Origin of the sequence: Ochrobactrum sp. SSR (genome assembly GCF_030067775.1) — a bacterium.
GTDB classification, from domain to species: Bacteria; Pseudomonadota; Alphaproteobacteria; order Rhizobiales; family Rhizobiaceae; genus Brucella; species Brucella teleogrylli.
On sequence record NZ_CP125971.1, the window covers coordinates 1,190,288 to 1,216,439 of the forward strand.

Below are 26,152 nucleotides of genomic sequence, written 5' to 3' on the forward strand. Positions count from 1 at the left end.
CATTGTATCAGTCCGTTTGGTGGAAGGCCGAATTCGTCGGTCTCGTGTTATTGTGTAGTCGCTTTCGGTTCGCAACACGGTGTTAGGCTTTGTATGAGAGGTTCGCAGAGTTCAGCACTACCGCCGCAACAGTCTTTGATCATGAAAAGGGTCAGTTCGAGAAAACGGTCGAGGTCGGCGCGATAGATAATCGAACGGCTCTGACGTTCACCTTTTATAAGTCCAGCGCGAGATAATGTCGCCAGATGTGCAGACATTGTATTCTGCGGTACATCCAGCATGCGCGCCAGTTCACCAGCAGGAATACCCGTAGGTTCGTGTTGCACCAACCTCCGGAATGTATCCAGTCGTGTCGGTTGGGCCAGAGCAGCGAAAGCTGTTATTGCTTCTTCATTTTCCATATATCCAGAATAATAGATATAAAGAGACTGTCAATAGGCAAAGCTGTTTCGAAACGTTGTCGCCAGTTCGTAAAATGGTCCGGCTGTCCAGCCCCTAAGCCGCCCGGAGGCGTATTGCGCAGCAGTTGGGGAAGTCACAACGATAGTTGGTACAGCAGTATTCACACATTGGCAGCATTATTGATATGGATAGCCGCGGATCGCTGTTGAGAACCGCAGCTTATATGACCAAGGAAGCATTTTTAGCGACGCAGCCAGTCTGAGTTAACGGCGATGGAACTGCAGCCATATTTGCTTTCTCCTTACATAAAGCGCATGATGCTCAAAACGGCAGTAAGTGAAACGGGTGCTGTCGTTCAGGTTTCAAATACCTGGCCCGCAACAAAGGAGGACAAAATGTCTTCCATCGCGTTGAATTCCAGAAACATCACTATGATTTCGCGACTTCTAAGGGAGGCTCGTAAAACCGGCGACACACAAGATTTGCGCACTGATGCTGCACGTTATCTGACACGTCGATTTCAGGAGGGAACACGTGACGAAGGTCGACTACAGATCGCCCTGACACAATTTATCAAGAAACATCGAAGAATGGCAAATGCCGTCCATCGTTGCGATGACGAAGGCGACGCAGTAAAAAGCGAAACGTAATGGCCCTTTCATTTCCAAACCCCAGCAGAAGTTTCGATGATCTTGAGATGGGCGTGCGATTTGTCGGCTACGATGGAATGACCTCCGTCCCATTTCTAATCGATAAGCCCGCCCTGGAGAATAATGGCGTCATTGCAGCGACGGAATCATCGCTTCTTGCCGCCTTCGACGCCTCACGGAAACTGATCTACGATGCTGCTCGCGAGGTCTATTCACAGGCTCGGCAAACTTCCTATCGCATCACCGTGGAGGACATGAAGTAGCTTTTTATGCAATGATTGACCCGATCTGCCGTCGCAATTCAGCCTCAGTTGCTTTGCTCAAATTTAAAGCGCATGGTGCATGTCTCGACAGCTTTTGAAACGGGCGCTGTCGGTTGCGAGTGCATACTCCAGCCCCAATACAAGGAGGACGAAATGTCTTCCAAAATTATCAAGCCCTTCTTTGGCCCTACCGACTTTCGAATGATGCGTGAAATACTGCGACGCGCCGGCTATCGGCTTTACGATACCGCAGAAAACCGTGCCGCTCACATATCCGCAGCAAGGCTACTCATTCAGGAATTTCAATCTGGGCACCCACCATCGCGAGCGATGTCGCAGCTTTCTCGGCAACATCCCTGTAAGAATGTGGAAGTATCTCCAGCGGTGATTTGAACCATCACTGGATTGGTCCGGTATGAAAGAATTAGTTAATTCCTCAAAAACAGGAAGTTTTCAAAATGCCCCGTGGTCAGAAAAGAAGTAACCGAGAAATAAGAAAGCCAAAGAAAGATAAGGTCAAGGAGAAAACTGCGTCAACAGATGTTGTTTCAGGTCGCTTTCCTACTCCTGCCAATGACTTGATCAAAACCAAACGGCATTAGTTATAGCTGTGTCTCCCACTTTTCTTGGTGAGGAGACACAGCCCCTATCGGGGGTACAATCATGCCAACGTCTACATTTAGTTCAATAGGCAATTTGTATTGCGAAGGAAAGAACCTCGGTTCTGTTGGCTACAGTATTTCCATACTCACGGAAGGCGAGAAGACGTTTACAAAGGGCGTCTTGTGGGCAAGCATGGACATACTCCGGCAGGCCTATCTAGGAGATCTTGTTCAATTATCATCGGAAAAAGGCAACGGTTTGCTGAACGTGGATGTAAAGAACGTCGGAATACATGGAAACTCTGACTTCATTATAGTTGGAAAGCAGACGTTTTAGGACATCGCATACCAGTACTTAATAGACGTAGGAACCGAGCACCCACGCGACCAATCCGATGTCGATGCATATGATGAGAAATGCGATCAGATACACGCTCAATTTACGATCCAAAGATTTTTGGGCTGACATTCTATCCTCGCCAGATTGATCACGTGTCATTGAGACGATGCCAGCCCGGTAAGTTCCTCGTGAAACAGGCCTCTCGATCCCCACTCGAAGTCGCCGTATTTAGCCCGACGTCACGAAACGCGGATTATCAGCCATGGGCCAACCTCAATCGGAGCCGCTTTCGAGGAGGCCATCGCAAGACCAAGGATTTTGCAGTGACTTGCGGGGCCGTATAGCCCCCTCATTCTCCCAGGCTTCCAGTTCTCTTTGATTAGATTGTGATAGCCGTTGGGCGCGAATTGCCAAAAGCATGTCCAGCATCTGCACAGGATTATGGCTTCCGTCGCTGAAAATTTCACAAAGGTGTTTGGCGGCTTCCATGCGAGTCTCTGGCTTTTCGCAACCCTCCAGCGAATATCCGGAACGTTGCAGGAAAGCACGTAGCGAAGGGAAATCTTCTGGGCCAAAGTAGGATAGACGTGAAGCGGAAGACATCGCATGTCCCCTTCATTTTGGGGCAGGAGATTGTTCTCTCCCAACGATAGCGCCCGTTTCAATTGCTGTGCATAATAAACAGTGCGCCTTTTCGAATTAAAGCGCAAGCAGACATGTAATATTTATTTATTTAAAAATAATCGGCTCAGAATTTTTATCAGATAATCATGAGACGGAGAAAATCAAAGCGTTGCATTATACTTTTGCATCTTCTCAATTTCATGAATGAATTTTTCCGCATACTGCGCTGTATTAACGTAGTTCAGCTCATTGGAGCCAAGAATATGATGATGCGTGAATACTGCTTTAAGTCGATCCAGAAATTTGGGTTCGGTCTCGGCTAGATGCCCGATGAGAACCTGAAGTATCTGCTCATGTGCAAGAACCTTTCGTTCTAGAGCTGTGGTGTCATTAGCCATTGCGTTTGCTCCTCGGTAAAGAATGACGTGGCGACCGGGTACGTGAGAAACCGCCGCAAGAACGCCGGAGAATATTCGCAAGCTGCGACCAATCTTTAGATGGAGAAGTCATTTGTTCATGAGCATTTCTGAGATCGCTTCTGCTGGCCGTCGTGTCCTCATCATGCCGTGGACGTACAGAAACAGTTTCCAAATTAATGCTATGGGTAAGTTGTTTATTCATTATAGCCTCCTCGTTCGGTTTCCCGGCCACATTAAAGCGCCTTGGCGAGTTCGTTGCCGCACGCAGTAGCGAGCGCGGTATTGGGTTGCTGTGCTCCCAACGGTGTCGCCCACCCTGTCTTCTCGATAAAAGTACCGCGGGAGTAAGCTGGTGCGGCCTTAAAGTCAGCCAGTATGTTTACAACGGCCGGATCGTTTTTCGATTTTTCAAGACAGTAAGGCGTTAGAGCGAGTGCTACCCCGTCGGTCATGTTGGATGCAATCAGGCGCTCAGAAGTGCCTTGTGTGACCCACCCACCTACGGAGAACCCGATAGCAATTGCCGCAATGGCACCAACCGATGCGCCGCCGAGTGCGGGCTTTAACCAATCAAACTTGTTCATGATGGTATCCGATCTTCAGTGATCGAACGCACATAATTATGCGTTGGATTTTGATTATAGCACCAATGTAATCAACTTTTGCGAGAATTCTATATAAATTTTAATTTTAAGTTGTCTTGCGGCGCCGAGTTGAATTTTTTGTGCTTACATAATTTTTCCGAACCGAGAAAACTCCCACTGCTAGTGCACCACCTTTTCCAAGCGTGGCCTTACTGGTTGCGAGATTTCACGGGCTTTTGCAGAATACAGTGTGCTCGTTATTGGAACATAGCCACCACCCGTTTGTTGTGCAGAAAATGATAAAGACAATGGGCACATGACAGATCTTACAAAACCATACCATTCGTCGAGACAGTTTGCTGCGGGCGTGAGACTTTGTGATCTCCCGTCGCAAGTTATAGCAGAGGCGTTGAAAGACGGTTTGAGAGTGAGGTTCTCCAACAATAATGCAGACACGTTTTCGGAGCTTTTGGCGCGCCTCGACGCTGCAGAGAAAAAATATCGCGAGTGAGCCGTCGCTTGATTTTCTCGATTCTAAAAATAAAATTTGTTTGCCAATGACATATGACTTCCAGCCTCGCACGTTTTCGCTACGGGGTTCTTTTTACCGCGCCAAGATCACGTTTTAATAAAAAGAAAGTCAAGACCTTGTAAAAATGCTTGGTTAGCGCTAGATGATACGCATCGAATTTGTTATCGAACGACGTGGCTGAAATTTAAAGCCCTTCTTTTTCTCTCAAATCGTAAAACTCGCAGCGAATTAATTTTCGTTATTATTTAACCGTTCGATTTGAAGGATATTCAATATGACCAACGGAACAGTAAAATTCTTTAATGGCACAAAAGGCTTTGGATTTATTCAACCTGATGATGGCTCTCCGGATGTATTCGTTCATGTTTCGGCTGTTGAGCGTGCAGGTTTGCATGCACTCAATGAAGGCCAGAAAGTAAGCTTCGAACTCGTAGCGGATCGCCGCTCGGGCAAGAAGGCTGCCGATAATCTTCAGGCTATTTGATTGGAGCAATGATATTGTCTCGGGTCTTTGACCACGGATGTACTGGCATTGCTCGTTGAGACAATTGGAAGGTCGGGTCTGCCCGACCTTTTTTATTTGGTCCTTTTTTTCTGACCCGAATGCGGATCCAACAGCCGGAAGGACAGTATAAGATGGGCGAGCCTACCAAAGAAACGATCTTCAAGCAGCCTCGCACACGTATGGAAACAAAAAACGCTGTGACCGACAAGACTGCCAAGGGCATTCTGGAAAACGAAAGAGCAGCAGTTAACGCAAAAACCGCCCGGCTCCGAGCTGCACGTTTGGAGCGCGAGCGCACCAAATTTTCAAAAGAGTAGGATAGAAATTGCAGGTACTCGTTAGAGATAACAATGTCGACCAGGCACTCCGTGTACTGAAAAAGAAATTGCAGCGCGAAGGTGTCTTTCGTGAAATCAGAGAACGTCGCGCTTATGAGAAGCCGTCAGAAAAACGCATCCGCGAGAAAGACGAAGCCATCCGTCGCGCTCGCAAAGATGCAAAAAAGAGAGCGCAACGCGAGGGCCTTTTGCCAAAGCCGAAACGAAAGGCCGCGCCGATGCGGCCACGAAATGCGGCGGCCCCAATTCTTAATAGCCACTGAGTTGCTTTGTTGACTCTCAATTAGCGCGCAATATTAACCCCTTATCGGGGTCCAATCTTCACCCCATTGTAGACGATTAGCGCTTGGCCGGCCCGGCGCTGGCCGGGGTTGCAGAGGGTAGGCCAAGCGCGGGTGATGTGTATCTTCGCTATAGCTTTGAGAGCGGTTTTTGAAGCGCCAGGACTCATTTCCGGTTTCCACGATCTCGCAGTGATGGGTCAGGCGGTCGAGAAGTGCTGTTGTCATCTTGGCGTCACTGAACACCGACGGCCATTCACCGAATGCCAGGTTCGTCGACGATGATCGAGGTACGCTCGTAGAGCCTGCTGATGAGGTGGAACAGGAACTGACCTCCGGCCTGCGCGAACGGCAGATAGCCAAGTTCGCCGAAGATGATAAAGTCGAGGCGTGTGAGATAATCGGCTATTCGACCCTGCTTGCCGTTGCGCGTTTCCGTTTCAAGTCGATCGACCAGATCAACGACGTTGAACAAGCGGTCGCGCGCGCTGTTGCGTATGAGTGCCCGAGCAATCGCGATAGCTAAAGCATGTCGCTGTTAACCGGATTCGGGATTCCCGTTTGGCTTGATCTGTGATTCACTTGTCTCATGGAAGGAGATGCACCATGGGCAAGCCGCATCCAATTGAGTTGCGTGAGCGTGTCGTTGCGTTTGTGAATGAGGGCAATAGTCACCGGGAAGCCGCTCGGCATTTCCGTGTTTCGCCTCGGTTCGTCAACAACATGATGATCCTGCATCGGTCATCCGGCTGTCTGGCCGCCGCCAGGCAGGGCCACCCGCCTGGTAGTGTGAAGCTTTTGGCTCATGGTGATTGGGTCCGCGAGCAGATGTCCGCCCGTGGCGAAACGACTTTGGACGAACTGTGCATTGCGCTCGCGGAGCGCGGTATTGAAGTCCACCGCGCCACGGTCGGGCGATTTCTACACCGACTTGGGCTGAGCAATAAAAAAAAGCCTCAAGGCAAGCGAGCAGCGTAGACCAGAGATCGCCAAGGCGCGTGATCTTTGGATCAATCGCCGAAAGCGGTTCTTCAACAAGGCCTTGTCGCGTCTCATCTTTATCGATGAGACTTCCACGAATACGCGCCTGACAAAACGCACCGGATGGTCTGCCAAAGGCAGGCGCTTTGCCGCCTATGCGCCCTTCGGAAAATGGAAGACACAGACCTTCATTGCCGGACTGCGCTGCCATGGCCTGACCGCGCCGTGGATCGTCGATGCACCGATGAACAGCCGCATCTTCGAAACCTGGATCGAGACACAGCTTGTGCCGACACTGTCAGCCGGTGATATAGTCATCCTCGACAATGTCGGCTTCCACAAAAGCCGGAAGGCTGAGCAACTGGTCAAGGCAAAGGGCGCTTGGTTTCTCTTCCTGCCGCCCTATTCGCCGGACCTGAACCCAATCGAAATGGCTTTCTCAAAACTCAAAGCACTTCTGAGAAAGCGAGCAGCACGCAGCTTCGACGCCATCTCAAAAGCACTTGGCGATGTCATCAGTCTCTTCTCCATCAATGAATGCCAGAACTTCTTTAAGGCTGCTGGGTATGAGGCCGAATAAATGCGACACGCTTTAGATGGCTCTTGTCCGGTCCCGTGCCGCCGACGAGAGCAACGTTGCGCTGATCGGCAACGAAGGTGCCGGTGGCCAGTTCCCGCACCAGGATTTCATTGACGGCGTGTCGGCGAAGTCGATGTCTTTTGCCAATGGCAGCTTGGCAATTCTGAGCTGGTAGCGAATGGACCGGGCCTGTTTCTCGTCGATCCAATTGCAGGAGGTCGCCTACGACGCGCGATGGTTCGTGCTGCCTCCTGATGCCATTGCCCATGACCTCGTCGTAGGCGCCGCGTATTCTGTAGAGCTTCAGCGTGCTCATCAATTCTAGAACTTGCGTGCGTTCCATCAACTTATCCTCCTGAGCCTGTCGTAACGGGCGCAGTCGGCGACCGGCTCATTGGCGAAGCGCATCCAGGATTTGCAAGATCGCAACGGGCAGAACCCATGCGCGGAACGGAGCGCCGTTGCGCAGAGAAGTTGCCTGGCGGGTCTCTTCTCAACATAATGGAGCGATTGGCAGCCAGCCATAAACGCCTTCCAACTCTTTCGGCTTCGCGAAATAGGGAAATACACTATCCGAGAACGGAGTTGATGGCTGCTGCAATAGCAGCATCGCTAACGGGCTTGCGCACGATGGTTATGTCACAAAGCTTTTCGGGAATGAGCACCCTGTCGCTATAACCTGTGGTGAACAGAAAAGGAATCTTCAGTCTGAGAAGTAATTCGGCGATATTCTCCGAAGTACGGTCCCCCAGATTAAAATCAAGGATCACTAGATTGGGTTTCGATCTTTCAATAATCTCAAATGCCTCTGGAGCGTTAGAGGCAAGATTAATATCTTCCGCACCAAATCTCCGCAACGTGTTTTCCATATCAAGAGCGATCAGGCTCTGGTCTTCGACAACCAAAATCTTCATTCCGTTCATATGAACTTTCTCAACAACTCCTTTTTGAAGATCTGGCGTAATTAACTCATCGGTCAATTTCGTCACATATAAAGATGGAACAGAAAACTGTGCCCGAAGTCCATCCCGGTGGTATTCGATCTTGGCTTTTCCGCGGAGGTCGTACTCAAAAGAATTTCGAATTAGCTTGCTACCGAATCCGGTCTGTGAGGGCCAAGTAACGGATGGCCCTTCGGTCTCGCTCCAGAAAATCTCGCAGTCGCCGGAGGCTTGCTGTTTCCACCTGATAGTCAGGCGTCCTTGTGGAATTGAAAGCGCGCCATACTTCGCCGCATTTGTTATCATCTCGTGAAAGACCATGGCGACAACGCTGAATGCGCGTTGATCGAGATGAACCGGTGGACCTTCCAGAGTTATGCGACCAGGGGCATCACCATAAAGGTTGACCTCGGTTTTGAGCAAATCTGCTAGCGAACCGCCGTTTTTGCCGTCCAAAGACAGGTCGTGTGCCGATGCGAGCGCACGTAATCGTCCTTCAAGCGTTTGAGCGTAATCAGCAACATTTGTCGCGTTAGCTCCCGTCTGAAGCGCGATTGACTTCACCAGAGAAAGAATATTTTTCACACGATGATTGAGTTCGGCGTTTAACACCTGGCGTCGCTGTTCGGTTTTCGCTCTTTCCTGTTCAGACAACTCATTTTGCCGGAGTATAACGTCACGCAAATAGGTGCCAATCGACTGAGCTACCGAAAGGTCTGTTGCTGTCCAGGGCGTTGAACGCCCGCGAACTTCTTCCCGCCAGGTATCAAAGCTGCCTCTCGGCGTTAATCTGGGGCCGAAAGGCGTTTCAACGGTGGTTTTCACCGGCTCGCCCGCCCATTCGATAGCGTGCGCCTCTTCGTTGCGGAACAAAACAAGATAATCATTGAACGCCATCGAAAGTGGTATTGCCAGCAGGCCTGCAACGCTTCCGGCATAATCGGCCAAGTGGGCCCTGATTTCCTGACTTGCCCAAAGCTCGCGTCGTGATTGACGGCTTGCGGTTTCGAGCACTTGGCGAGTTTGATGTTCGTTGAGTACGTCGCCACTTTGAAGCCATTGCCCATTCATCCATAATGCAGCTCCGTTGCCGCCAACCAATTCGGAAAACCGGCTGAGTTGTGCCCCCAGACTCTCGCGAATTTCGTCACTGATGCTTAATTGGGACACGATCGCGTCGAGCTTTGCTCGTGCGTCTGCGGTGAGCTGCAATGTTTTGCGTCTTTCACAATCGGCAATATGCAGCGAAAAATACTGCCCGAACAGTTCAGCGCCTATGCGCAGGGGAAGAGGGGTGACTTTAGGGCTGTCGTGATGACAAGATATCAGGCCCCATAATGCTCCATCAACGACAATCGAAATCGACAACGAAGCGGAGACACCCATATTCTGCAGGTACTGGCAATGGATCGGGGAAACACTACGCAACTGTGCAAAGGACATGTCGACAGCAGATTCGTCTGCCGCCAGTGAGGGACAAAGTGCGATCGGCTGATAGGACGTGTCGGAAATCATCCTTATTGTATTGATAAGATAAAGACGCCGGGCTTGAACCGGTATATCCGACGCCGGAAAATGTTGTCCCATAAAGCTGCCAAGCACGGGAGACTTTGCCTCTGCGATGACGCGACCGGCTCCATTATGGAGAAATCGATAAACCATCACGCGGTCGTAACCCAGCATTGCTCTTACAAGGCGCACGCCCGTTGCTGCAGCTTTGTCTACCGTTTCCTCGCGACCAATGCGATGAATGACGCTGCGTGTGAGATCAAGCGCCTGACGGGCACTTTGCCCACGATCCGCGCAGGGCTCTATTTCGACGAATGTTCTTCCCTTGTGTGTATGGATCACAGCGTCAAAGAGCAGGGATTTGCCTGGAAAGCGCAGGCCAAGTACGACAGATGACAAGCCCGGCTCTCTCGCTTTTGCGGCTGCATTACGGAAATCATGGGCATTTTTCTCGCCCACAATCAAAGAAATGGCGATGCCAGGGATCAAATCCCCTCTATAGCCCGTTATGCATGGAATATTGGCAGAAGCAAAAAGGAGATTTTGGCCAGACTGATCCATAACCAGCATTGCGCCGTGCGGTTGGATCGAACCTGGAATGTGGATTGGTTCGCGGTCACAATTAGTGAGATTGACAGGTTCGGACACATCCATTGCGGCAGAACTTTCCCGGACTTAACCGTTCGTGAGCGCACCTTTTCCAGGATTGCTAAATTATCTGAGAGCTGAAAACGGCAAGACGTTGTGACCGCTGACAAACGAAAACATCCATTGAGATTGTATTATTAATGATGGAGCACACAAACAAACACGTCTTTTCAATGGGTTACGTTAATTACGTCTAAAAGTAACATAGACCGAAAGGATCGTCCGTCCACTATTGGACACAACGGTCGCGAAAAGAGGAACTCGACTGTATGAATTTAACATCGACCCACGAGATGTCGGGCAATTTGCTTCTGATGATGCTCAATGAGGAGGACCGACAAAAGCTGCTGCCGCATACGGTCTTCTACGAACTTGAAGCGGAGGCTGTTTTGCAGAAGGCGGGAGATGACGTTGTTCACACATGGTTTCCGTGCGGGGCAGCGCTCGCGAGTTTTCAGCGCTGGGTCGATGAAGACAATAGCGCCGTCGAAATCGCGCTGATAGGAAGGGAAGGGGCTGTGGGGGGGATTGTGTCGAACGGAAGTCTGCCCGCCTATGCCACTGCCATCGTTCGTAACTCGGGAAGTTTTGTCAGGATCAAAACGGCCGCACTCGAACAGTTGAAGCTGGATTCCATTTCGCTTCGGCACTGGTTTTCCCGCTATTCTGATTGCCTGATGGCTCAGGTATTTCAAACGGCTGCGTGTAACGCGACCCATACCATAACCCAGCGAACTGCCAAATGGCTGCTAGCAGCAGCAGAACGAACCGGCACAGATCAATTTGAGATGACGCACGATCAGTTGTCAGAAATGCTGGGAGTTGGCAGGACTTTTGTAACGCGCATTATTGGTCAATTGCGTAACGAGGGCATTATTGCCACCAGACGCGGATTGTTCATCATAAATGATAAAAGCGCTTTGAAGCGCAAATCCTGCAGATGTACGCAGGAAATCGAGGAGCATTACGACGCCGTAATGCACGGAATTTATTCATGACGTTTTCCTCGTTCACTGCTTGAACTGCTCACCATCTAGAAAGCCTATCTGGCAATGTCGGCAAAACGATATTACGTAGTCTTTACGAGCCTAACGAACGATGGAATTTTTTCTAATGACCCAACACACTGTCCCGCAACGCCGTTGGGATTTGAAAGCCGCTACCGCGCCCCACCACGACAGAATTGACAGACTTGGTTCGTTATATGGCATGTTCGATTCATTGAATGCCTACAGGAAATATCTAAAGGCCACCTGGCACAGCAGATTGATTCTGGAAACATTGCTGGATGAAAGTGAACTGAAAAGAATATTCTCAGACTGGGATAAACATAAAATTCAATCTGACCTTCAACAGGATTACGCGGACCTGTCCGACGGGGAAGAACTGAAGAGCCCGAAATTGAAGTTCCCCGTTGGAACGCCTGTTGATTTGCCTGCCGCGATTGGCACGCTATACGTGCTCGAAGGTTCCGCATTGGGGGCGACATTTCTCATCCAAAAGGCTCGATTGCTTGGTCTTGGCGACGAGTATGGTGCGCGTCATTTAGCAAAACAGGTCGGAAATCTAGCTGGATGGAAGAAGTCCGTTTCTTTGCTGGAATCCGTACCGCTCGACAAACAGGATGAAAAGCGGTGCATCGAGGCGGCGATTTACAGCTTTCGTACGTTTGAGATCAATTACGAGAAAGCATTTGGTGAGCCATAAGATCGCGGGTAAAATAAGAGCTTGTTCAGCTGTTATGAATTCACTTAGCTGATGCATGATTTATTGCTAAAAAATCAGAGTTCGAGAGTGCTGCTTGCGATGACGCCATACATTTGAAATCTGGTGTGATCCAGATTAAATCTGTTTGCGTATAATGCTGATGAACACAAAAGTTTCATTCCTCTCGCAACAGTGGCACATGGAAGCTCAGCATAATTTACAGGTTCTGGCTTCGCTACTTCTGAGCGGATGGGGTTTAATACGGATGAATGGACAGACCGCACCTGAAGACCAGCCCTCAATGGAGGAATTGATGCTGGCGGTCAGTTCCCGACGCGATGTGGACGCTTTCGAGGTGATTTTCAAGCATTTCGCACCCCGGGTGAAGGCTTATATGGCCAAACTGTCTGCTGATGCGCAAACAGCGGAAGAATTAATGCAAGAGACTATGATTGCGGTCTGGAACAAGGCAGATCAGTTCGATGTTGCCAAAGGAGCCTTGTCCACCTGGATTTTCACCATTGCACGAAACCAACGCATCGATGCAGTGCGACGCGCCCGGCGCCCGGAGTTCGACCCAACCGATCCGGCCTTTGTGCCCGATGAGGAACAACCCGCTGACCTGAGGATTGCCGAGCGGCAATCCGCCAGCCAGTTGCGCGCTGCAATGGCCGACTTGCCGAAGGAGCAATCCGCCTTGCTTGAACTCGCTTATTTCGAGGAACGCACGCATAGCGCCATCGCAAAGAAGCTGAACCTCCCGCTTGGTACGGTTAAATCCCGCCTGCGGCTGGCATTCAACAAATTGCGCGCAGCGCTCGATAATTCGGGAGCGCATTGATGGATATCAAGCATCATTTGAGCGACGAACTCCTTTCAGGCTATGCTGCGGGCACGTTGGCCGAGGGTTGGAGCATCGCAGTCGCCACGCATCTTGCGCTCTGCCCGGCCTGCCGTTCAAGGTTCAAGCAGTTTGAACAGATTGGCGGTCAGCTTCTTGACGCGGTTGAGCCGCAGAAACTCGAAGCATCCACATGGGATAGTTTCAAAGACAGGTTGCAGAAGACACCGCAATCAAGGGAACCTTCTGCACCGCGCTTCGAGATAAAGCAGCCTGCCGTGATACCGGAACCACTGCGATCCTACGTCGATGGCGATTTGCCGGACCTGAAATGGAAATCTCTTGGCCGGGGTGCCTATCAGGTGCCAATTGAAACTCGAGACAGCGAAACGCAGGTTCGACTTTTGCGAATTCCCGCAGGAAAGCCGGTGCCAGAACATGGGCATGGCGGTCGCGAACTGACATTGGTGTTGAGCGGCAGTTTCCATGATGGAACCGGGCTCTTTGCGCGCGGTGACATTGAGGAAGCGGACGCTGATCTCGTGCATCAGCCGATTGCCTCGTCGGATGGCGACTGCATCTGTCTTGCGGTGACCGACGCACCGCTCAAGTTCCAGAGTTGGCTTATGCGGCTTGTGCAGCCATTGATTGGCATCTAAAGAAAAGGCGGCATGATTGCCGCCTATTTGATTAGTTCAACACGACAATTGCCGTGTTCAAGGCTGTCGCCAGCGATAGCCATATGAGGTAAGGCACGAATAGCAGTGCCGAGATGCGATCCGGTTGCCATGCGCGAATGATAAACAAAAGCACACAAAGCCAGACGCCGATGATTACGACAAGCCCCAGCACGGTCATGTGAGCGCCGAAGAAAATAGGCGTCCAGACGAAGTTCAATACCATCTGACCAAACCACGGTCCGCGCCGCCGCCAACCACGATCGTTTATCCATGTGCGCCAGCCTGCAGTGGCAATGAAGATATAAAGTATCGTCCAGATGGGGCCAAAGGCAGCGTTAGGCGGGGTAAACCAAGGTTTTTGAAGCGCTGCATACCATTCGCCCGGCGGAAAACCCATACCGATTGCCATTCCTACAACAATGATGACCAGGACGAAGGCGGCCAGAAGACCCCATTTTTGCATATTCTTACTCCAACCTAGCCGCTGATCCGCGACGTAACCCAATAGCCAACATAGGCTGACGCGGTAGACAGGACAGTGCCCCAGACCATGTCTGCGATTGTCAGGGTCCACGACCAGTTTTTCAAAGTGGCCTGATTGGTCAGATCATAAGTCGCATAAGCGACAAATCCGAGAAGCGCCCCGTGAACGAGTGTGACTGTACCACTACCGGCCAGAAGTCCGGGCTTGACCGCGAAGAAAACCAGTCCAAACACGAAAATCACATAGAAAACGACAGCTGGTGCGAGACGAAAACCCGGCGCAAGCATGTCACCCATGACAGGGCGGTAAAACACGTTCGCCATATTGGACAACCAAAAGGAGTCGATTGCCAGAAATGCAACCGCTGTGACCACATAGGCTATGAGATAATCTTTCATCGATAGCTCGCTCTCTTACTTGATGCGGGTCCAGCCCACATTGCGACACAGGCGGCCAGCCAGAACGCAGCCATTGGTCGTCATAGTGTCGCCGTCAACTTTCACGCTGATCTTGTAGGTCAGGTTGCGTTGCGGATCGAAAGCCGTACCTGAATATTGCCCGTCCGCAGTTTCGTTGATGCTCATCACCAGCCGGTCGCCGGTTTTCTCTTTTGGTGTTCCGGGCTTGATCCAGGTGTTGGTCGCGCAGATATCCTTGCCGCATCCCGCAACTCTCACCCGCGCGTTGCCATCTCCGCGCGCCCAGTTACCGTTGATCTCAGCCGGCTGCGCCGAGAAGGGAAACAATACCATCATCATGCCGACCGTCAGTATCCATTTCATCGACGCTTCCTTCATTAGTAGGTGTGGAGTCTAAGCGTGTTCAATCGTGTAGAGCCCAACATTGATTGCACCTTCCTCGAACCCACCTTCGCAATAGCAAAGGTAGTATTCCCAAAGTCGCCGGAATTTATCGTCAAATCCAAGCTTCTCGATTTCAGGCCAGTTGGCGATAAAGCGCTGACGCCATTCGGCAAGCGTAAGCGCATAGGAACGGCCGAAATGCTCGGTCTCCTTTAAAACCAGACCGGCCTTTGCAAGGTCGCGTTCAAGCACTTTATCCGACGGCAGAAAGCCTCCCGGAAAGATGAATTTCTGGATGAAATCGGCCTTGCGACGATAGTTTTCGTAGCGTGTTTCTTCTATCGAAATGACTTGCAGGACGGCTCGACCGCCGGGCTTGAGACAACGCTTCAGGGTTGCGAAATATTCAGGCCAATAGGCTTCGCCAACGGCTTCAAACATTTCGATTGATACAATGCGGTCGAACTGGCCCTGAATATCGCGGTAATCTTGCAAGCGAAGGTCAACGGCTTCGCTGAGCCCGACGTTTTCAACTGCGGCTTTTGCCCAGGTGAGCTGCGACGGCGACAGGGTTATTCCTGTCACATGGGCATTACGACAGTTTGCGAGATAGCCAGCTAAGGCACCCCAGCCACAACCGATCTCCAGAATTCTTTCGCCGCCCACAAGCGCCAGTTTTTCAGAAATATACTGCAACTTCTGCTCCTGGGCACTTTCAAGGCTATGGGTCGTCTCAGTCCAGATCGCTGATGAATAAAGCATCGAGTGGTCGAGCCACCGGGCATAGAAATCATTGCCGAGATCGTAGTGGGCTTCGATGTTGCGCCGGCTGCCGCGACGCGTGTTTGCATTGAGCAGATGGCCGATACGGTTCAGCGCTCGCGTCCAACCAGATCCGCGTAATGTGGATATAAGCGTATCGCGATTGCGCGCCGCAAAACGGATGACCGATGTGAGATGGGGCGATGTCCATTCGCCTTCGATATAGGCTTGGGCAAAGCCGATATCCCCGCCCGTCAGCAGGCGACGCAGGCTGTTCCATTTAACAATTGCAATTTTGGCTTCCGGTCCGGGCAATCGACCGTTAACGGCAATGACCTCACCGTCGGGCAGCGAAAGCACCAATCGCCCATGCTGAACCTGCTTCAGCAGGCGTTTCAACACGATAGCCGAGGGGCTGAAAGCCGGTCGTTCAGTCCGGGTTGATGCCGATAGTTGATGATATTCGTCGAGCTGGCTCATGCGGCCTTGTTCCTCTGCTGGGCGGTCTCGTTACGAACAGATGTAATGGAAATCTCAGGCGCTGCGGGTCGTTTGCGTAAACCGATGCCCTTCAACCATATTTTCAGCGCTTCCCAGTGAATGCCGCCAATCACTTTCAAGGTGAGAAACGGAATCGAAAAAAACGCACGCAACAAGGTGGCGTCGCTTAGCTCAACCCGGCGTGCCAGATGGCGGGCCGTCAAAAGCAGGCCTTCATCATCAAAACTGTTGATGCGGATGGAAAGCTGGTCTGCGGGAGGCGTGACTTCAAACTCATATCGCAGCTTCATATCCATGAAGGGCGAGACGTAAAAAGCCTTGTCGCAGCTTTGTACGATGCGTCCGTTATCGCAGTTCTGGACCGGGATCATATAGCCGTGGCGCTGGCGGAAAGTGTTATCAACCTCCCAGAGGACCGCCACAAGCTCACCGCCACAATTATAGCAGAAGAAAACACTGAGCGGGTTAAAAGCCCAGCCCGCAATACGCGGCATTGTGAGCAGGCGGATCGCACCACCATCAGGTACTATTCCGGCTGCCTCCATGGCGCGTTCCACTTGCTTGCGTAGCGGCTGGGCGGATCCGTCGCCTCTGTCTTTCCTGTAGAAAGAAAACAGATTGAAACGGTCGAGCGAAAACAGCTTCAGTTTGCAATCAAGCGCTTCCAGCTCATCAAGGTCGAGCAGGAGCGAGTAGATTTTATAGGCCAGCTTATGAACCTTCGGTCGTAAACGCGCATGGGTCACATGGCCGGGAAACAGTGCGGACTGGAAGTTCTCGGTCATGCCAGCGCCCTTTCCCAAATAGGGAAACTCTGGCGAACGATGCGCCCGCTTTCGTGCTCGACCTGCCATGGACGGCGCAGGCCGCCCAGATCTTCTGCCACGGCAAGACCTGCCTGAAGGCCGTCCTCATGAAAGCCGGAGCCGAAATGCGCGCCGCAAAACCATGTCCTGCGCTGCCCCTGCAAGGACCAGATTTCTTTCTGCGCACGATCTGTTGCCATGTCGAAAATCGGGTGTTCATAGATAACGCGACGGATCACCAGTTCCTCGCGTGGTGCACGACAAGGATTGAGCGTCACAAAAGTCTCGGGCGCTTGGCCCAGCGGTTGCAGACGGTTCATCCAGTAAGTGATGGATGGCTGCGCCTGGCCAGTTGCTGCATTGGTTAGGTAATTCCAGCTCGACCACGCCGCACGGCGTTTGGGCATCAGCGAAATATCGTTGTGCAGCACCGCTTCATTTCGTGAATATTGAAACGCGCCGAGAATGCGGCTTTCATCCGCGCCCGGATCGGCCAACATCCGCAAAGCCTCATCGGCATGTGTGGCAATCACAACATCGTCGAACACATGGGAAATACCGTTTCCGTCGATCAACTCGACGGAATGTTCGGCGCGTTGCACGGATTTGATCGGCGTTGAGAGCCTGATCCGGTCTGCATAGGGCTTTGTGATCCGCCTTACATATTCCCGACTACCGCCAGTTACCGTACGCCAGATTGGCCTGTCACGAAGAGCTAGAAGGCCGTGATTGCAACAGAAGCGGACGAAGCTTGCAGCCGGATATTGCCCCACTTCCATGGCAGGGGTGGACCAGATCGCTGCCGCCATCGGATAAAGATGATCTTCACGAAAAGCCCGGCCATAACCATTGCGTGCAAGATAATTATCAAGCGCAACATCGCCCATGAACCTCAGGTCTTTGGGCGCATTGCGATAAAATCGTAAGAGATCGCGGATCATCGACCAGAAGCGTGGACTGACCAGATTGGAGAACTGGGCAAAGAGGCCTAGGCCGGTACCGCCGGAATATTCGTAAGCGCCATTTCCGATTGAAACAGCAAACGACATGTTCGACGCGGCTGTTGGAACGTCAAGCGCGCGAAACAGGGCAGTCAGATTGGGATAGGTCACTTCATTATAGACAATGAACCCGGTATCGACGGCCACAGGACCATGACTGCTCTCAAATTCGACGGTGTTGCTATGACCGCCAATACGGTCCGATGATTCAAACAAAGTCACATCATGCCGTTGCGACAGTAGCCATGCAGCAGATAATCCAGAAATCCCGCTGCCGATGATCGCGACGCTGAGACGTTTGGAGCTACCCGGACGGTTCGTGATATCCATAGTCCCTCTCTTCACCGCGCGTTGAGCTGCGTATGTGCTACATTTTCGTCGTTTTACGTTTTGAGAAGAAGTTTGGTTCAATCCGCGACGAAACTTTTTTTATTTTTTTGAGCCGCTTAAGAAACCAAGCAGACAAACAGAACGTATTGCATGAGGAAAAGCGAACTCCCAATAAAGGTCCGCCATGCAACCCGGTCTGCTCTTAGTTGTTGCCATCAGCCTGTCTGCCATCATGGCATTTGCCTGGGCGCTTGAACGAAAGACCGGCAAAAGCGGCTGGATCGACGCTATCTGGTCGTTTTCAGTGGGGGTGGGCTCAGTCATAGCCATTATTCTTGCAGATGCGACATGGCAACGGCGCTTAGCTATAATGATCCTCATTCTGGTGTGGTCGCTGCGTCTTGGCTTTCATATCGCCAAGCGTAGCATGCGCCATGGCGAAGACCCGCGTTATGCAAAGCTGCTAAAAGAATGGGGCGAAAACGCTTCCGTTCGCTTATATTGGTTTTTGCAGATACAGGCTCTCGCAGCCTTCATTTTGGTTCTGGCTGTCTATCTCGCTGTGGTTGGTCGCCCCGGTTTTCCATATGTCTGGGATATGGTCGGGGTTGCAATCATCGCCATAGCGTTGATTGGTGAAGCGCTGTCTGATGCGCAGCTTGCGCAGTTTCGCATGACTCCAGAAGCCAAAACAGAAGTTTGCGAAACCGGTCTTTGGGCTTATTCCAGACATCCCAACTATTTCTTTGAATGGCTGTTCTGGTGCGCGTGGCCGTTGATGGCAATTACCGGATCGCCATGGAGTTGGCTGTCGCTTCTTGCTCCGATCCAGATGTATTGGCTGCTGGTGCATGTCTCCGGCATCCCTGCGCTTGAAGAACATATGCTGAAATCGCGGGGTGAAAAATTCCGTGCTCTGCAAGGCCAGGTCAACGCGTTTTTCCCTGGTCCCCGAAAAACCCCAGGAAGATTACAGCGTTCGTCATGAATATGGTGAGATTTTTGCGTCTGAAAACATGTCCTGCAACCGTTTAACGAAGGATCAATGAATGACTGCCAAAGCGCTTGTATGGTTGCGCAACGATCTGCGCCTTGCTGACAATCCTGCCCTTCATGCCGCATTCAAGCTGGGTGGCGCGATCACGGTCCTTTTTGTGCATGAGTCCAATCCGCAATTGCGTGTCCCGGGCGCTGCCGTCCGTTGGTGGCTGGAACAGAGCCTGGACTTGCTGGCAAAAAGTCTCAATGAACGAAATATAGAGTTGATTGTTGCCGACGGCGAAGCGCTCAATATCATCGAACAATTAATTGAGGAAAACAGCTTTGATACCGTTTTCTGGAACCGTCGTTATGCTCCTCAAGAGCGAGAAGTCGATGCAATCATCAAATCCAGCTTTAAGGACAAAGGACTGCGCGTGGAGTCTTTTGCAGGCAATCTGCTGGTGGAACCCTGGGAGATCAAATCCGGCAACGGCGGATCTTATCAAGTTTTTACACCATATGCCAAATCACTGCGCCAGCATGGTGTGAGCAGACCACTACCCTCGCCAGACCGAAGAGTCGAGACGACGACCGTCAAACACAAGCCCAAGCAGAAAAACTACAAAGAGGCTGTCTGGTCCAGAAAGATGAGCGGTCTTTGGAAGATCGGCGAAACGGCTGCCATTGACCAACTTTATCATTTCTTTGATACAACTATTCGCGATTATGCCGGAGATCGTGATCGTCCGGACGTTGAAGGTACATCAAAACTATCGCCCCATCTCCGTTTTGGCGAAATCAGTCCACGACAAGCATGGCATGCTACACTGTCACTCATGGATCATGATCAAAGCACTCACGCTGGCGGTGAAAAATTTCTTTCTGAGCTGATCTGGCGCGATTTCCATTATCATCAGCTCTATTATCGTCCTGATATTGCCGAAAACGACATGCGCGACACATTGGCTGATATCCGCTGGCTCAACAATCCGGAGGCGATTGATGCCTGGAAGACAGGCAAGACCGGTATCCCACTGATTGACGCTGGTATGCGTCAGCTCTGGGCGACAGGCTGGATGCACAACCGTGTAAGAATGCTGGTGGCATCGGTTTTAAGCAAGAATATGCAGATCGACTGGCGTGAGGGCGAGAAATGGTTCTGGGATACGTTGGTGGACGCGGATATAGCCAGCAACCCGGGGAGTTGGCAGTGGGTCGCTGGCTGTGGTATGGATGCGGCACCTTACTTCCGTGTGTTCAATCCGGTTTTGCAGGGCGACAAATTTGACATGTATGGCGTCTACGTACGCAAATGGGTTCCAGAGATCGCCGCAATCCCGGATCGCTGGATCCACAAGCCATTTGCGGCGCCAGAGCAGATTTTGCGAGAAGCTGGGGTTGTTTTGGGGCAAACCTACCCGCTTCCCGTATTTACGGCACCCAAAGCTAACTAGCTCATTAACCCCTGCGCGAGCTTGACTATATATTGAACTGGATAACCAGTTCTTGCGTTGTTGCTGAAGGCCGCCGCGGCTACGAAGAGCCTTGCCTCGCTGTCAGAACATGATTCGATCGTTTATGCGATCATAAGACCTATCGGCTCTGCTTATCTCGTCTGGCTTGGGCTGGTCATCTTCTTTGAGTAGAACAAGACGAACGATCATTCCGGCAACCCGCAATCAAAGACGTTTCGAGATAGCACTATTGTTGAGGTTCTCAATCCCAGGATTGATCTATCTTTTTGTGACCTTTCTGCCCCAATTTGTACAACCGACTGCCAAAGCCCCGCTTTTGGCTCCAGTTTAGTTTTGGGTGTTGTGGTGAGACTTGCGGCACTATTATGATTAGATTGGGTGCGGCACTTGTCAGTCGTCACTATGAACGAAAGCAGTTCGCCGGTGCCAAGCGGGAAATTTCCTGACTGGTTATCAATGTTGTCACTCAGTTGAATAACTGAACTGTAGAGTTCAAAACCCGTGAAATGCCATATCGAGCGCGGATACGATATCGTCATGTGAAGCAGAAAGGTTTGTGACTCGTTCCTTTAATACCGACACCGGAATTGCCGACATAAACTGTGTAACCAAAACATGTTCCTCGCCTTCAATCTCGAAGCTCGGATTGAGCCGCTTCGCCGGGATGGGGGCCAGCGCTTTAATAATTAGAGGGATGACGATACGTGTTTTCAGCTCATCCAGTAGATCAGCCTGTACATCGAGCACATAGCCGCCACTCGGATTGGAGTAAACGTCATATCTCGCCATTAGAATTGACGATAACGTTCAAGAGGTAAGCCGTTTGATTCGACGTAAGCATTAGAACTTTGTATCGCTGGACGATTATCGTCTTTCCAAAGTGCTGACTTGGCAGAAGCTATCGCCTGCGCAATTCCACTCTCGGCTGCACGCGAAATATTTATTTTATGTTGGCGCGCTTCAGAAAGAAGCTCATTATCGATTGAAAGATTGGTCGCGCGTTTGAATGTCCGGGCAGACTCCGATCGTGGCATAACACATGCTCCTCTGGTTGATTATTATATGCGCATATTTATGTGCATTCAACTGGAATCTGTATGTAACTCAGCGCTTCTTTATTGGAACGCGATCCGGACAGGAGCGAGATACGCGAAACTCTGACTGGCAATCAGCGCATCTACCAATGGCAGGGGGCAGCGGTTCATACCCTTTCAAAGCGTACCAGCCTTTTCGCCGATGGAGGGGGACCACTACCAAGAATTTTGACTGGCAATCTGGAATTGGAGCTAAGTCCTTTACAAGGAACTGGTCGAGCTTGTTAATGACTCTTGCTCTAAATCAGAATGGTGCCAACCAATTTACCCCGTGTACCTATGCTGCTTTAAGTTCGGTTAGTGGGAAAGAATCGTTGGCACTGCTGAATGAGCAATGCATGAGGGCTCAGTGTGCTCGACGCTGCGGTGCGAAGATCACCGGTATCCGAATAGGAAACGATTGGAAATCAGGCGCCCGCCGTGACCAGGATCGCCAGCGGCGGGACGATGTACTGGTCGCCAGTGCAGACCCTGTTATCCACGGCAGAGCTTTACGACGAAGTTAACGTTACGGAGCCAAGCCCGTTCCGTTTACCGGAACGGGCCTTCGACAAGAGCTTACTTCTCAATGGTGCGATTCCAGCGGCTGTTGAGCTGCTGGCGGCCTTCATTGACAGCATCCCAATCAAGCGTGTTCGCGGTTTGCATATAACCGCGGAACGCATCGAGCTTGGCCTGTGCTTCCGGCGTACCGGCCTTGGCCTTCTCGTTCGACGGAATGACATTGCCATGGTCGAGCGCCTTGCTCTGCGCATCCGCTGACAGCAGATAATGCGCCAGCTTCTGGCTCAGTTCCGGCTCGCCGTTGCCTGCCAGCACGCATTCGGTCACGGCGAGAACGACCGAACCTTCCTTCGGCTGTGCATATTCAACGGGAATGCCCTTGTCCTTCAGGTTGTTCACGCCAGTTGGCGTCAACGGGAAGAGTGCGGCTTCGCCGGTCTGGACCATTTCCGAAATCTTGGCCGAAGACGGGATATATTCCAGAACATTTTTGCCGATCATGTCGGGGAACTTCTCGAAGCCCGGCTCGAGGTGCTTATCGTCGCCGCCCTGAATGCGGTTGAACATCAGGAATGCGTGTAGTCCGAATGTCGAGGCCGAAGCCGACTGGAACACGACGGCATTGGCGTATTTTTCGTCAGCGAAGTCCATCCACGAGGTCGGTGCAGCCCAACCCTTTTCGTCGAAGAGCTTCTTGTTATAGGCAATGCCGGTCATGCCCATATCAACGCCGATAGCCATATCATCCTTTATGCGGGCGGCGGGCTGGATATCGCCCAGAACCGGATCGTCGGAGATTTTCTGGCACAGGCCGCCATTGATGGCGCGAACCATCACGCCATCATCGAGCAGCATGACATGCATCTGCGGATTGTCTTTCTGGGCGGTGGCCTTGGCGAGAATGTCTGCCGACGTGCCCGGCACGACCACGACTTTCACGTCATTGGCTTTTTCGAATTCCGGCAGGACGTGCTCGGTATAAGCCTTTTCCATGTTGCCGCCGTTCATGCCGATATAGAGCGTCTTCGTTTCTGCCGATGCGGCGGAAGCGAAAGCGACCGACAGGCCAAGCGCGGCTGCAACGGTTTTCGTAATCCGGTTGGTGTTCATGCTACTCCCCTTTGTGGTTTGAGGTTGGATTGTTTTCGGGCGCAAAACGGTCGATGGCGAAAGCGCCGATCGGCGTTTTCGTTTCTCCGTTCACGGCGAAATCGGCCAGCACGGCTCCGACCCCCGGCCCGGTTTGAAAACCGGCGCCGCAGAAACCGAAGGCGTGATAGAGATTTTTGATCCGGCTGCTTGGCCCGATCACCGGATTTCCATCCGGCATTTCGGCCTCGGTGCCAGACCAGAAGCGGATAACCTGGGCATTTTTCAGGTGTGGAAAGAGCTCAATGGCGCGCAACATCACCGATGACGCTGCATTGACCGACGGACGCGAAAAATCGGGGTTCTCAAGCGCTGTGCCGCGCCCGCCGCCCATCACATAATTTCCACGTGTCACCTGACGGCCATAAAAGCCGCCGCCTTCTTCGCCAAGGCTCATCGGCAATCGAAGCGGCATCGGCTCGGTCACGACCATGGATGGATAAACGCGCTTCAACGGAACAGGCTCACCGAACGAAGCCGCAAAACGGTCAGACCATGCACCGGCGCAGTTGAAGAGCAGACGCGACCGGATTTCGATCCGTTCACCCGCAAGATCGGTTCCCGCCAGAATGGCAAAGCCGTCGCCGGTCGCCTGCACGTCATGCACTGGCGTATTTTCCAGCACCGTCGCGCCTGCCGCCTTGGCAGCGCGTGCAAAAGCAGGCGACACAAGACGCGGATTGGCGTGACCATCATCGGCGCAAAGCGAAGCGCCGGCCACATTGCCAGGGAGCCATGGAAACCGGTCCTTGACCGCATTGCCGCCGATCAGTTCCACCGCAAGGCCTAATGGTCGAACAGTCGCCGCATAGGCTTCCAGACTTGCGAAATGTTCCTCGGTGCGCGCCAGTTTCAAATGGCCGCTGCGGATATATTCACCGTCGATGCCAATCAGCTCCGGCAGCCGCGCCCATATTTCATGCGCGCGCTGCGATAGGGCGATCTGCTCGAGCGCACGGCCCTGCCTGCGTACACCGCCATAGTTGACGCCGCTTGCCTGCGCACCGCAAAAGCCCTTGTCGAGCAGGATAACCGACAGACCAGCCTGACGCATGAAAAGCGCTGCGGAACCGCCGACAATGCCGCCGCCAATAACGACCGCATCGGCCTGAAGACGCCGGCTCATGACGCAACGTCCTCTCTGGCCGCAGCGCCAAAACCGAGCGGGATCGGCTTGACCGGTGCCTGGGCGCGGATGCGTCCGCCATCAGCGGGTGACTTGTCGCGCATGGAAGCCAGAAGTTCCGCTGCGGCTGCCGAACACATACGGCCCTGACAGCGCCCCATGCCAACCCGGCTCAAGGCCTTGAGGCGATTGATTTCCTGTGTGTTGCCTGCGCCGATCACATCCCGCGCTTCGGCAAGGCTGATCTCTTCGCAACGGCAAAGCGTGACATCGCCTGCCACCGTCTGAAACCAGTCGAGCGGAAACGGAAATGCCTTTTCGACAATCAGGCGTTTGCGATAAATGCCATCGCGTTTGCGAATGAGACGCTGTTCGGTCCCGTTATCGAATGGCAATCCAAGATCGCGAAGAAGCGCGATAGCGGCCAGCTGACCGCGAATTTCGGCAGCATCGGCACCGGCGATACCAGCACCATCACCGGCGACATAGACGCCGATGCGGCTGGTGCGGCCAAGCTTGTCCGTCATCGGCAACCAGGCGCGGTCGCGGTCCTCGAAGCGGAAATCGCAACCGGCAAGATCGGCAAGCTGCGTTTCCGGGCGGAGCGCAAAACCATAGGCCAGCGCATCGCAGGCCACTTCGTGTTCGCTCTTGCCCGTGCGATAACGCAAACCTTCGACATGGTCGTCGCCCAGCACGCAATCGGGCCGAACATCATAGTGGATCGGAACGCCCGCCATTTTCAGGCGCAGGCCGTAATAGGCCCCAAGCGCCACAATGCGGGGCGCGTACAGCGCCAGATGCGCGAGATGAAACTTGGCAGCAAAACGCGCCGTATCCAGAACAGCCGCCACCTTGGCGCCTGCATGGTGATATTGCCAAGCCACCAAATAAAGCAGTGGGCCGGAACCCATGAACACGACGCGTTCGCCAACGGTGCAGCCTTGCGCCTTGAGCGCAGTTTGCGATGCGCCAAGCGTATAGACGCCGGGCTTCGTCCAGCCCTTGAAGGGAAGCACACGATCCGTTGCGCCGGTTGCAAGAATGAGATGGCTATAGGGCAGCTGACCATGCACGCCATCCGTCAGGAGATCGAGATGATCGCCATCGTTGCGCGAAATATTCCAGACCAGCGTTTCCGGGTGATAATCGATAGAACCGCGCAACGTGTCGAATGTCGTGTGCAGCGCTTCGGCCTTGGGAGCCTCGGAACCATAACGGCTGCGATAACTGCGCCCGTCATCAATCGGCGGGCGGCGATAAATCTGCCCGCCGGAGCGCATGCCTTCGTCCAGCACGACAGGCCGAAGACCAGCCTTGACGAGAGTTTCGGCGGCGCGAATGCCCGCAGGCCCTGCGCCGACAATGACGGGTGCCAAAAGAGGGGACGCAACAGCGCTCATGTCGAAGGCTCCGTCACAAACGCCATGCCTTCTTCCAGTAGTGTTGTGCAGGCGCGTAGCCGCCGCCCTTCCGCCGTCATGACATGGCAATCCTGACAAGCGCCGATCAGGCAGAAGCCTGCGCGCGGTTCGCCGGTGAATTCGGTATGACGCAGCTTTCCCTGCACCGACAGAATGGCGGTCAACACGGTGTCGCCACGGCGTCCCTCGCAAGGCACGCCGTCAAGCGAGAAGCTGAGCGGCTGTTCGGCCAGCCGATACCGTCTGCGGAACTGGGCCGCCGAAGGTGAAACCGGGATCGTCATG

Annotated in this window: 31 protein-coding genes and 2 pseudogenes; 14 read left to right on the top strand and 19 right to left on the bottom strand. The window is 52.5% G+C overall.

Annotation, left to right across the window (positions count from 1 at the left end; all coding sequences use genetic code 11):
* Positions 1-47: 47 nt before the first annotated feature.
* Positions 48-401 carry a helix-turn-helix transcriptional regulator gene (locus tag QLQ11_RS23060; RefSeq protein ID WP_121539671.1) on the bottom strand — a complete coding sequence of 118 codons (354 nt, stop codon included), beginning with the start codon at positions 399-401 and terminating at the stop codon, positions 48-50.
* 273 nt (positions 402-674) lie between these two features.
* Here QLQ11_RS23060 and QLQ11_RS23065 point away from each other — a divergent pair, with 273 nt between their 5' ends.
* From QLQ11_RS23065 to QLQ11_RS23075, 3 genes are all read left to right on the top strand, one after another.
* Positions 675-1,052: a hypothetical protein gene (locus QLQ11_RS23065; protein ID WP_121539672.1), complete on the top strand. Its 378-nt coding sequence runs from the start codon at positions 675-677 to the stop codon at positions 1,050-1,052.
* A complete protein-coding gene (locus QLQ11_RS23070; RefSeq protein WP_121539673.1) occupies positions 1,052-1,315 on the top strand; it encodes a DUF1488 domain-containing protein in 264 nt (87 codons plus the stop codon). The genes QLQ11_RS23065 and QLQ11_RS23070 overlap by 1 nt, the downstream gene beginning before the upstream one ends.
* Positions 1,316-1,468: 153 nt before the next feature.
* On the top strand, positions 1,469-1,708 hold the full coding sequence (locus QLQ11_RS23075) for a hypothetical protein (protein ID WP_283735334.1): 240 nt from the start codon (positions 1,469-1,471) through the stop codon (positions 1,706-1,708).
* 822 nt (positions 1,709-2,530) lie between these two features.
* Here QLQ11_RS23075 and QLQ11_RS23080 read toward each other — a convergent pair.
* The 3 genes from QLQ11_RS23080 to QLQ11_RS23090 form a co-directional block, all read right to left on the bottom strand.
* Entirely contained in the window at positions 2,531-2,860 is a 330-nt protein-coding gene (locus QLQ11_RS23080; RefSeq protein ID WP_371836033.1) for a hypothetical protein, read from the bottom strand.
* Between the two features lie 182 nt (positions 2,861-3,042).
* Positions 3,043-3,279, bottom strand: coding sequence for a hypothetical protein (locus tag QLQ11_RS23085; protein WP_283735333.1), 237 nt, complete (start codon positions 3,277-3,279; stop codon positions 3,043-3,045).
* Positions 3,280-3,533: 254 nt separating this feature from the next.
* Complete coding sequence (locus QLQ11_RS23090) at positions 3,534-3,884, bottom strand: hypothetical protein (RefSeq protein WP_121539631.1); 351 nt, start codon at positions 3,882-3,884, stop codon at positions 3,534-3,536.
* 806 nt (positions 3,885-4,690) lie between these two features.
* Between QLQ11_RS23090 and QLQ11_RS23095 the strand changes: the two genes are divergently transcribed.
* The 3 genes from QLQ11_RS23095 (at position 4,691) to rpsU (ending at position 5,522) form a co-directional block, all read left to right on the top strand.
* Positions 4,691-4,900, top strand: coding sequence for a cold-shock protein (locus QLQ11_RS23095; RefSeq protein WP_109365776.1), 210 nt, complete (start codon positions 4,691-4,693; stop codon positions 4,898-4,900).
* A 152-nt stretch (positions 4,901-5,052) separates the two neighbouring features.
* The gene (locus QLQ11_RS23100) at positions 5,053-5,238 is read left to right on the top strand and encodes a hypothetical protein (RefSeq protein WP_109365777.1); all 186 of its coding nucleotides are present in this window, start codon (positions 5,053-5,055) and stop codon (positions 5,236-5,238) included.
* Between the two features lie 8 nt (positions 5,239-5,246).
* Positions 5,247-5,522 carry a 30S ribosomal protein S21 gene (rpsU, locus tag QLQ11_RS23105; protein ID WP_121539629.1) on the top strand — a complete coding sequence of 92 codons (276 nt, stop codon included), beginning with the start codon at positions 5,247-5,249 and terminating at the stop codon, positions 5,520-5,522.
* A gap of 33 nt (positions 5,523-5,555) precedes the next feature.
* Here the strand turns inward: rpsU and QLQ11_RS23110 are convergent.
* Positions 5,556-6,066 (bottom strand): annotated as a pseudogene (locus QLQ11_RS23110) (ATP-binding protein); the annotation flags it as partial.
* 80 nt (positions 6,067-6,146) lie between these two features.
* Here QLQ11_RS23110 and QLQ11_RS23115 point away from each other — a divergent pair.
* On the top strand, positions 6,147-6,518 hold the full coding sequence (locus QLQ11_RS23115; RefSeq protein ID WP_283735332.1) for a winged helix-turn-helix domain-containing protein: 372 nt from the start codon (positions 6,147-6,149) through the stop codon (positions 6,516-6,518).
* A 64-nt stretch (positions 6,519-6,582) separates the two neighbouring features.
* On the top strand, positions 6,583-7,101 hold the full coding sequence (locus QLQ11_RS23120; protein ID WP_244597141.1) for an IS630 family transposase: 519 nt from the start codon (positions 6,583-6,585) through the stop codon (positions 7,099-7,101).
* 13 nt (positions 7,102-7,114) lie between these two features.
* Here QLQ11_RS23120 and QLQ11_RS23125 read toward each other — a convergent pair.
* Both QLQ11_RS23125 and QLQ11_RS23130 read right to left on the bottom strand, forming a co-directional pair.
* A pseudogene (locus QLQ11_RS23125) lies at positions 7,115-7,444 on the bottom strand (ATP-binding protein); the annotation flags it as partial.
* 226 nt (positions 7,445-7,670) lie between these two features.
* Entirely contained in the window at positions 7,671-10,205 is a 2,535-nt protein-coding gene (locus QLQ11_RS23130) for an HWE histidine kinase domain-containing protein (RefSeq protein ID WP_283735331.1), read from the bottom strand.
* A gap of 263 nt (positions 10,206-10,468) precedes the next feature.
* Here QLQ11_RS23130 and QLQ11_RS23135 point away from each other — a divergent pair, with 263 nt between their 5' ends.
* The 4 genes from QLQ11_RS23135 (at position 10,469) to QLQ11_RS23150 (ending at position 13,406) form a co-directional block, all read left to right on the top strand.
* Complete coding sequence (locus tag QLQ11_RS23135; protein WP_109365780.1) at positions 10,469-11,197, top strand: Crp/Fnr family transcriptional regulator; 729 nt, start codon at positions 10,469-10,471, stop codon at positions 11,195-11,197.
* A gap of 115 nt (positions 11,198-11,312) precedes the next feature.
* A complete protein-coding gene (locus QLQ11_RS23140; RefSeq protein ID WP_283735328.1) occupies positions 11,313-11,906 on the top strand; it encodes a biliverdin-producing heme oxygenase in 594 nt (197 codons plus the stop codon).
* A 301-nt stretch (positions 11,907-12,207) separates the two neighbouring features.
* A complete protein-coding gene (locus QLQ11_RS23145; RefSeq protein WP_114217186.1) occupies positions 12,208-12,747 on the top strand; it encodes a sigma-70 family RNA polymerase sigma factor in 540 nt (179 codons plus the stop codon).
* Positions 12,747-13,406 (top strand): ChrR family anti-sigma-E factor, encoded by a 660-nt coding sequence (locus QLQ11_RS23150; RefSeq protein WP_109365783.1) that lies wholly within the window; start codon positions 12,747-12,749, stop codon positions 13,404-13,406. The genes QLQ11_RS23145 and QLQ11_RS23150 overlap by 1 nt, the downstream gene beginning before the upstream one ends.
* 31 nt (positions 13,407-13,437) lie before the next feature.
* Here the strand turns inward: QLQ11_RS23150 and QLQ11_RS23155 are convergent, their stop codons facing one another.
* From QLQ11_RS23155 to QLQ11_RS23180, 6 genes are read right to left on the bottom strand one after another with little or no spacing between them, the layout of a single operon-like run.
* Positions 13,438-13,890 carry a TspO/MBR family protein gene (locus QLQ11_RS23155; RefSeq protein WP_109365784.1) on the bottom strand — a complete coding sequence of 151 codons (453 nt, stop codon included), beginning with the start codon at positions 13,888-13,890 and terminating at the stop codon, positions 13,438-13,440.
* Between the two features lie 14 nt (positions 13,891-13,904).
* Positions 13,905-14,309, bottom strand: a complete 405-nt coding sequence (locus tag QLQ11_RS23160) for a DUF2177 family protein (RefSeq protein ID WP_109365785.1) — start codon at positions 14,307-14,309, stop codon at positions 13,905-13,907.
* Between the two features lie 15 nt (positions 14,310-14,324).
* Positions 14,325-14,693 carry a DUF2147 domain-containing protein gene (locus QLQ11_RS23165; protein ID WP_283735327.1) on the bottom strand — a complete coding sequence of 123 codons (369 nt, stop codon included), beginning with the start codon at positions 14,691-14,693 and terminating at the stop codon, positions 14,325-14,327.
* A 30-nt stretch (positions 14,694-14,723) separates the two neighbouring features.
* Positions 14,724-15,956 carry a cyclopropane-fatty-acyl-phospholipid synthase family protein gene (locus tag QLQ11_RS23170; protein ID WP_283735326.1) on the bottom strand — a complete coding sequence of 411 codons (1,233 nt, stop codon included), beginning with the start codon at positions 15,954-15,956 and terminating at the stop codon, positions 14,724-14,726.
* Positions 15,953-16,762: a DUF1365 domain-containing protein gene (locus QLQ11_RS23175; RefSeq protein WP_109365788.1), complete on the bottom strand. Its 810-nt coding sequence runs from the start codon at positions 16,760-16,762 to the stop codon at positions 15,953-15,955. Before QLQ11_RS23175 ends, QLQ11_RS23170 begins: the two co-directional genes overlap by 4 nt.
* Positions 16,759-18,114 carry an NAD(P)/FAD-dependent oxidoreductase gene (locus QLQ11_RS23180; RefSeq protein WP_121539625.1) on the bottom strand — a complete coding sequence of 452 codons (1,356 nt, stop codon included), beginning with the start codon at positions 18,112-18,114 and terminating at the stop codon, positions 16,759-16,761. The genes QLQ11_RS23175 and QLQ11_RS23180 overlap by 4 nt, the downstream gene beginning before the upstream one ends.
* A 184-nt stretch (positions 18,115-18,298) precedes the next feature.
* Here QLQ11_RS23180 and QLQ11_RS23185 point away from each other — a divergent pair, with 184 nt between their 5' ends.
* Entirely contained in the window at positions 18,299-19,102 is an 804-nt protein-coding gene (locus QLQ11_RS23185; RefSeq protein WP_121539624.1) for a DUF1295 domain-containing protein, read from the top strand.
* 61 nt (positions 19,103-19,163) lie between these two features.
* Positions 19,164-20,549: a deoxyribodipyrimidine photo-lyase gene (locus tag QLQ11_RS23190; RefSeq protein WP_121539623.1), complete on the top strand. Its 1,386-nt coding sequence runs from the start codon at positions 19,164-19,166 to the stop codon at positions 20,547-20,549.
* A gap of 513 nt (positions 20,550-21,062) precedes the next feature.
* Here the strand turns inward: QLQ11_RS23190 and QLQ11_RS23195 are convergent.
* The 6 genes from QLQ11_RS23195 to QLQ11_RS23220 all read right to left on the bottom strand — a co-directional run bounded on the left by QLQ11_RS23195 (position 21,063) and on the right by QLQ11_RS23220 (position 26,151).
* Positions 21,063-21,359 (bottom strand): CcdB family protein, encoded by a 297-nt coding sequence (locus QLQ11_RS23195; RefSeq protein WP_171318171.1) that lies wholly within the window; start codon positions 21,357-21,359, stop codon positions 21,063-21,065.
* Positions 21,359-21,604, bottom strand: a complete 246-nt coding sequence (locus QLQ11_RS23200) for a type II toxin-antitoxin system CcdA family antitoxin (protein ID WP_283735325.1) — start codon at positions 21,602-21,604, stop codon at positions 21,359-21,361. The genes QLQ11_RS23195 and QLQ11_RS23200 overlap by 1 nt, the downstream gene beginning before the upstream one ends.
* A gap of 618 nt (positions 21,605-22,222) precedes the next feature.
* A complete protein-coding gene (locus QLQ11_RS23205) occupies positions 22,223-23,278 on the bottom strand; it encodes an ABC transporter substrate-binding protein (RefSeq protein ID WP_121539656.1) in 1,056 nt (351 codons plus the stop codon).
* A 1-nt stretch (position 23,279) separates the two neighbouring features.
* Entirely contained in the window at positions 23,280-24,443 is a 1,164-nt protein-coding gene (locus QLQ11_RS23210; protein ID WP_124916050.1) for an FAD-binding oxidoreductase, read from the bottom strand.
* Positions 24,440-25,846 carry an NAD(P)/FAD-dependent oxidoreductase gene (locus QLQ11_RS23215; protein ID WP_283735324.1) on the bottom strand — a complete coding sequence of 469 codons (1,407 nt, stop codon included), beginning with the start codon at positions 25,844-25,846 and terminating at the stop codon, positions 24,440-24,442. Before QLQ11_RS23215 ends, QLQ11_RS23210 begins: the two co-directional genes overlap by 4 nt.
* Positions 25,843-26,151: a (2Fe-2S)-binding protein gene (locus tag QLQ11_RS23220; protein ID WP_121539653.1), complete on the bottom strand. Its 309-nt coding sequence runs from the start codon at positions 26,149-26,151 to the stop codon at positions 25,843-25,845. Before QLQ11_RS23220 ends, QLQ11_RS23215 begins: the two co-directional genes overlap by 4 nt.
* Position 26,152 lies beyond the last annotated feature (1 nt).

Excerpts from the sequence above, each read along its gene's own strand:
- QLQ11_RS23060 (WP_121539671.1), bottom strand. The coding sequence starts at position 401 with ATGGAAAATGAAGAAGCAATAACAGCTTTCGCTGCTCTGGCCCAACCG.
- QLQ11_RS23065 (WP_121539672.1), top strand. The coding sequence starts at position 675 with ATGGAACTGCAGCCATATTTGCTTTCTCCTTACATAAAGCGCATGATG.
- QLQ11_RS23070 (WP_121539673.1), top strand. The coding sequence starts at position 1,052 with ATGGCCCTTTCATTTCCAAACCCCAGCAGAAGTTTCGATGATCTTGAG.
- QLQ11_RS23075 (WP_283735334.1), top strand. The coding sequence starts at position 1,469 with ATGTCTTCCAAAATTATCAAGCCCTTCTTTGGCCCTACCGACTTTCGA.
- QLQ11_RS23080 (WP_371836033.1), bottom strand. The coding sequence starts at position 2,860 with ATGTCTTCCGCTTCACGTCTATCCTACTTTGGCCCAGAAGATTTCCCT.
- QLQ11_RS23085 (WP_283735333.1), bottom strand. The coding sequence starts at position 3,279 with ATGGCTAATGACACCACAGCTCTAGAACGAAAGGTTCTTGCACATGAG.
- QLQ11_RS23090 (WP_121539631.1), bottom strand. The coding sequence starts at position 3,884 with ATGAACAAGTTTGATTGGTTAAAGCCCGCACTCGGCGGCGCATCGGTT.
- QLQ11_RS23095 (WP_109365776.1), top strand. The coding sequence starts at position 4,691 with ATGACCAACGGAACAGTAAAATTCTTTAATGGCACAAAAGGCTTTGGA.
- QLQ11_RS23100 (WP_109365777.1), top strand. The coding sequence starts at position 5,053 with ATGGGCGAGCCTACCAAAGAAACGATCTTCAAGCAGCCTCGCACACGT.
- QLQ11_RS23115 (WP_283735332.1), top strand. The coding sequence starts at position 6,147 with ATGGGCAAGCCGCATCCAATTGAGTTGCGTGAGCGTGTCGTTGCGTTT.
- QLQ11_RS23130 (WP_283735331.1), bottom strand. The coding sequence starts at position 10,205 with ATGGATGTGTCCGAACCTGTCAATCTCACTAATTGTGACCGCGAACCA.
- QLQ11_RS23135 (WP_109365780.1), top strand. The coding sequence starts at position 10,469 with ATGAATTTAACATCGACCCACGAGATGTCGGGCAATTTGCTTCTGATG.
- QLQ11_RS23140 (WP_283735328.1), top strand. The coding sequence starts at position 11,313 with ATGACCCAACACACTGTCCCGCAACGCCGTTGGGATTTGAAAGCCGCT.
- QLQ11_RS23145 (WP_114217186.1), top strand. The coding sequence starts at position 12,208 with ATGGAGGAATTGATGCTGGCGGTCAGTTCCCGACGCGATGTGGACGCT.
- QLQ11_RS23150 (WP_109365783.1), top strand. The coding sequence starts at position 12,747 with ATGGATATCAAGCATCATTTGAGCGACGAACTCCTTTCAGGCTATGCT.
- QLQ11_RS23155 (WP_109365784.1), bottom strand. The coding sequence starts at position 13,890 with ATGCAAAAATGGGGTCTTCTGGCCGCCTTCGTCCTGGTCATCATTGTT.
- QLQ11_RS23160 (WP_109365785.1), bottom strand. The coding sequence starts at position 14,309 with ATGAAAGATTATCTCATAGCCTATGTGGTCACAGCGGTTGCATTTCTG.
- QLQ11_RS23165 (WP_283735327.1), bottom strand. The coding sequence starts at position 14,693 with ATGAAATGGATACTGACGGTCGGCATGATGATGGTATTGTTTCCCTTC.
- QLQ11_RS23170 (WP_283735326.1), bottom strand. The coding sequence starts at position 15,956 with ATGAGCCAGCTCGACGAATATCATCAACTATCGGCATCAACCCGGACT.
- QLQ11_RS23175 (WP_109365788.1), bottom strand. The coding sequence starts at position 16,762 with ATGACCGAGAACTTCCAGTCCGCACTGTTTCCCGGCCATGTGACCCAT.
- QLQ11_RS23180 (WP_121539625.1), bottom strand. The coding sequence starts at position 18,114 with ATGGATATCACGAACCGTCCGGGTAGCTCCAAACGTCTCAGCGTCGCG.
- QLQ11_RS23185 (WP_121539624.1), top strand. The coding sequence starts at position 18,299 with ATGCAACCCGGTCTGCTCTTAGTTGTTGCCATCAGCCTGTCTGCCATC.
- QLQ11_RS23190 (WP_121539623.1), top strand. The coding sequence starts at position 19,164 with ATGACTGCCAAAGCGCTTGTATGGTTGCGCAACGATCTGCGCCTTGCT.
- QLQ11_RS23195 (WP_171318171.1), bottom strand. The coding sequence starts at position 21,359 with ATGGCGAGATATGACGTTTACTCCAATCCGAGTGGCGGCTATGTGCTC.
- QLQ11_RS23200 (WP_283735325.1), bottom strand. The coding sequence starts at position 21,604 with ATGCCACGATCGGAGTCTGCCCGGACATTCAAACGCGCGACCAATCTT.
- QLQ11_RS23205 (WP_121539656.1), bottom strand. The coding sequence starts at position 23,278 with ATGAACACCAACCGGATTACGAAAACCGTTGCAGCCGCGCTTGGCCTG.
- QLQ11_RS23210 (WP_124916050.1), bottom strand. The coding sequence starts at position 24,443 with ATGAGCCGGCGTCTTCAGGCCGATGCGGTCGTTATTGGCGGCGGCATT.
- QLQ11_RS23215 (WP_283735324.1), bottom strand. The coding sequence starts at position 25,846 with ATGAGCGCTGTTGCGTCCCCTCTTTTGGCACCCGTCATTGTCGGCGCA.
- QLQ11_RS23220 (WP_121539653.1), bottom strand. The coding sequence starts at position 26,151 with ATGACGATCCCGGTTTCACCTTCGGCGGCCCAGTTCCGCAGACGGTAT.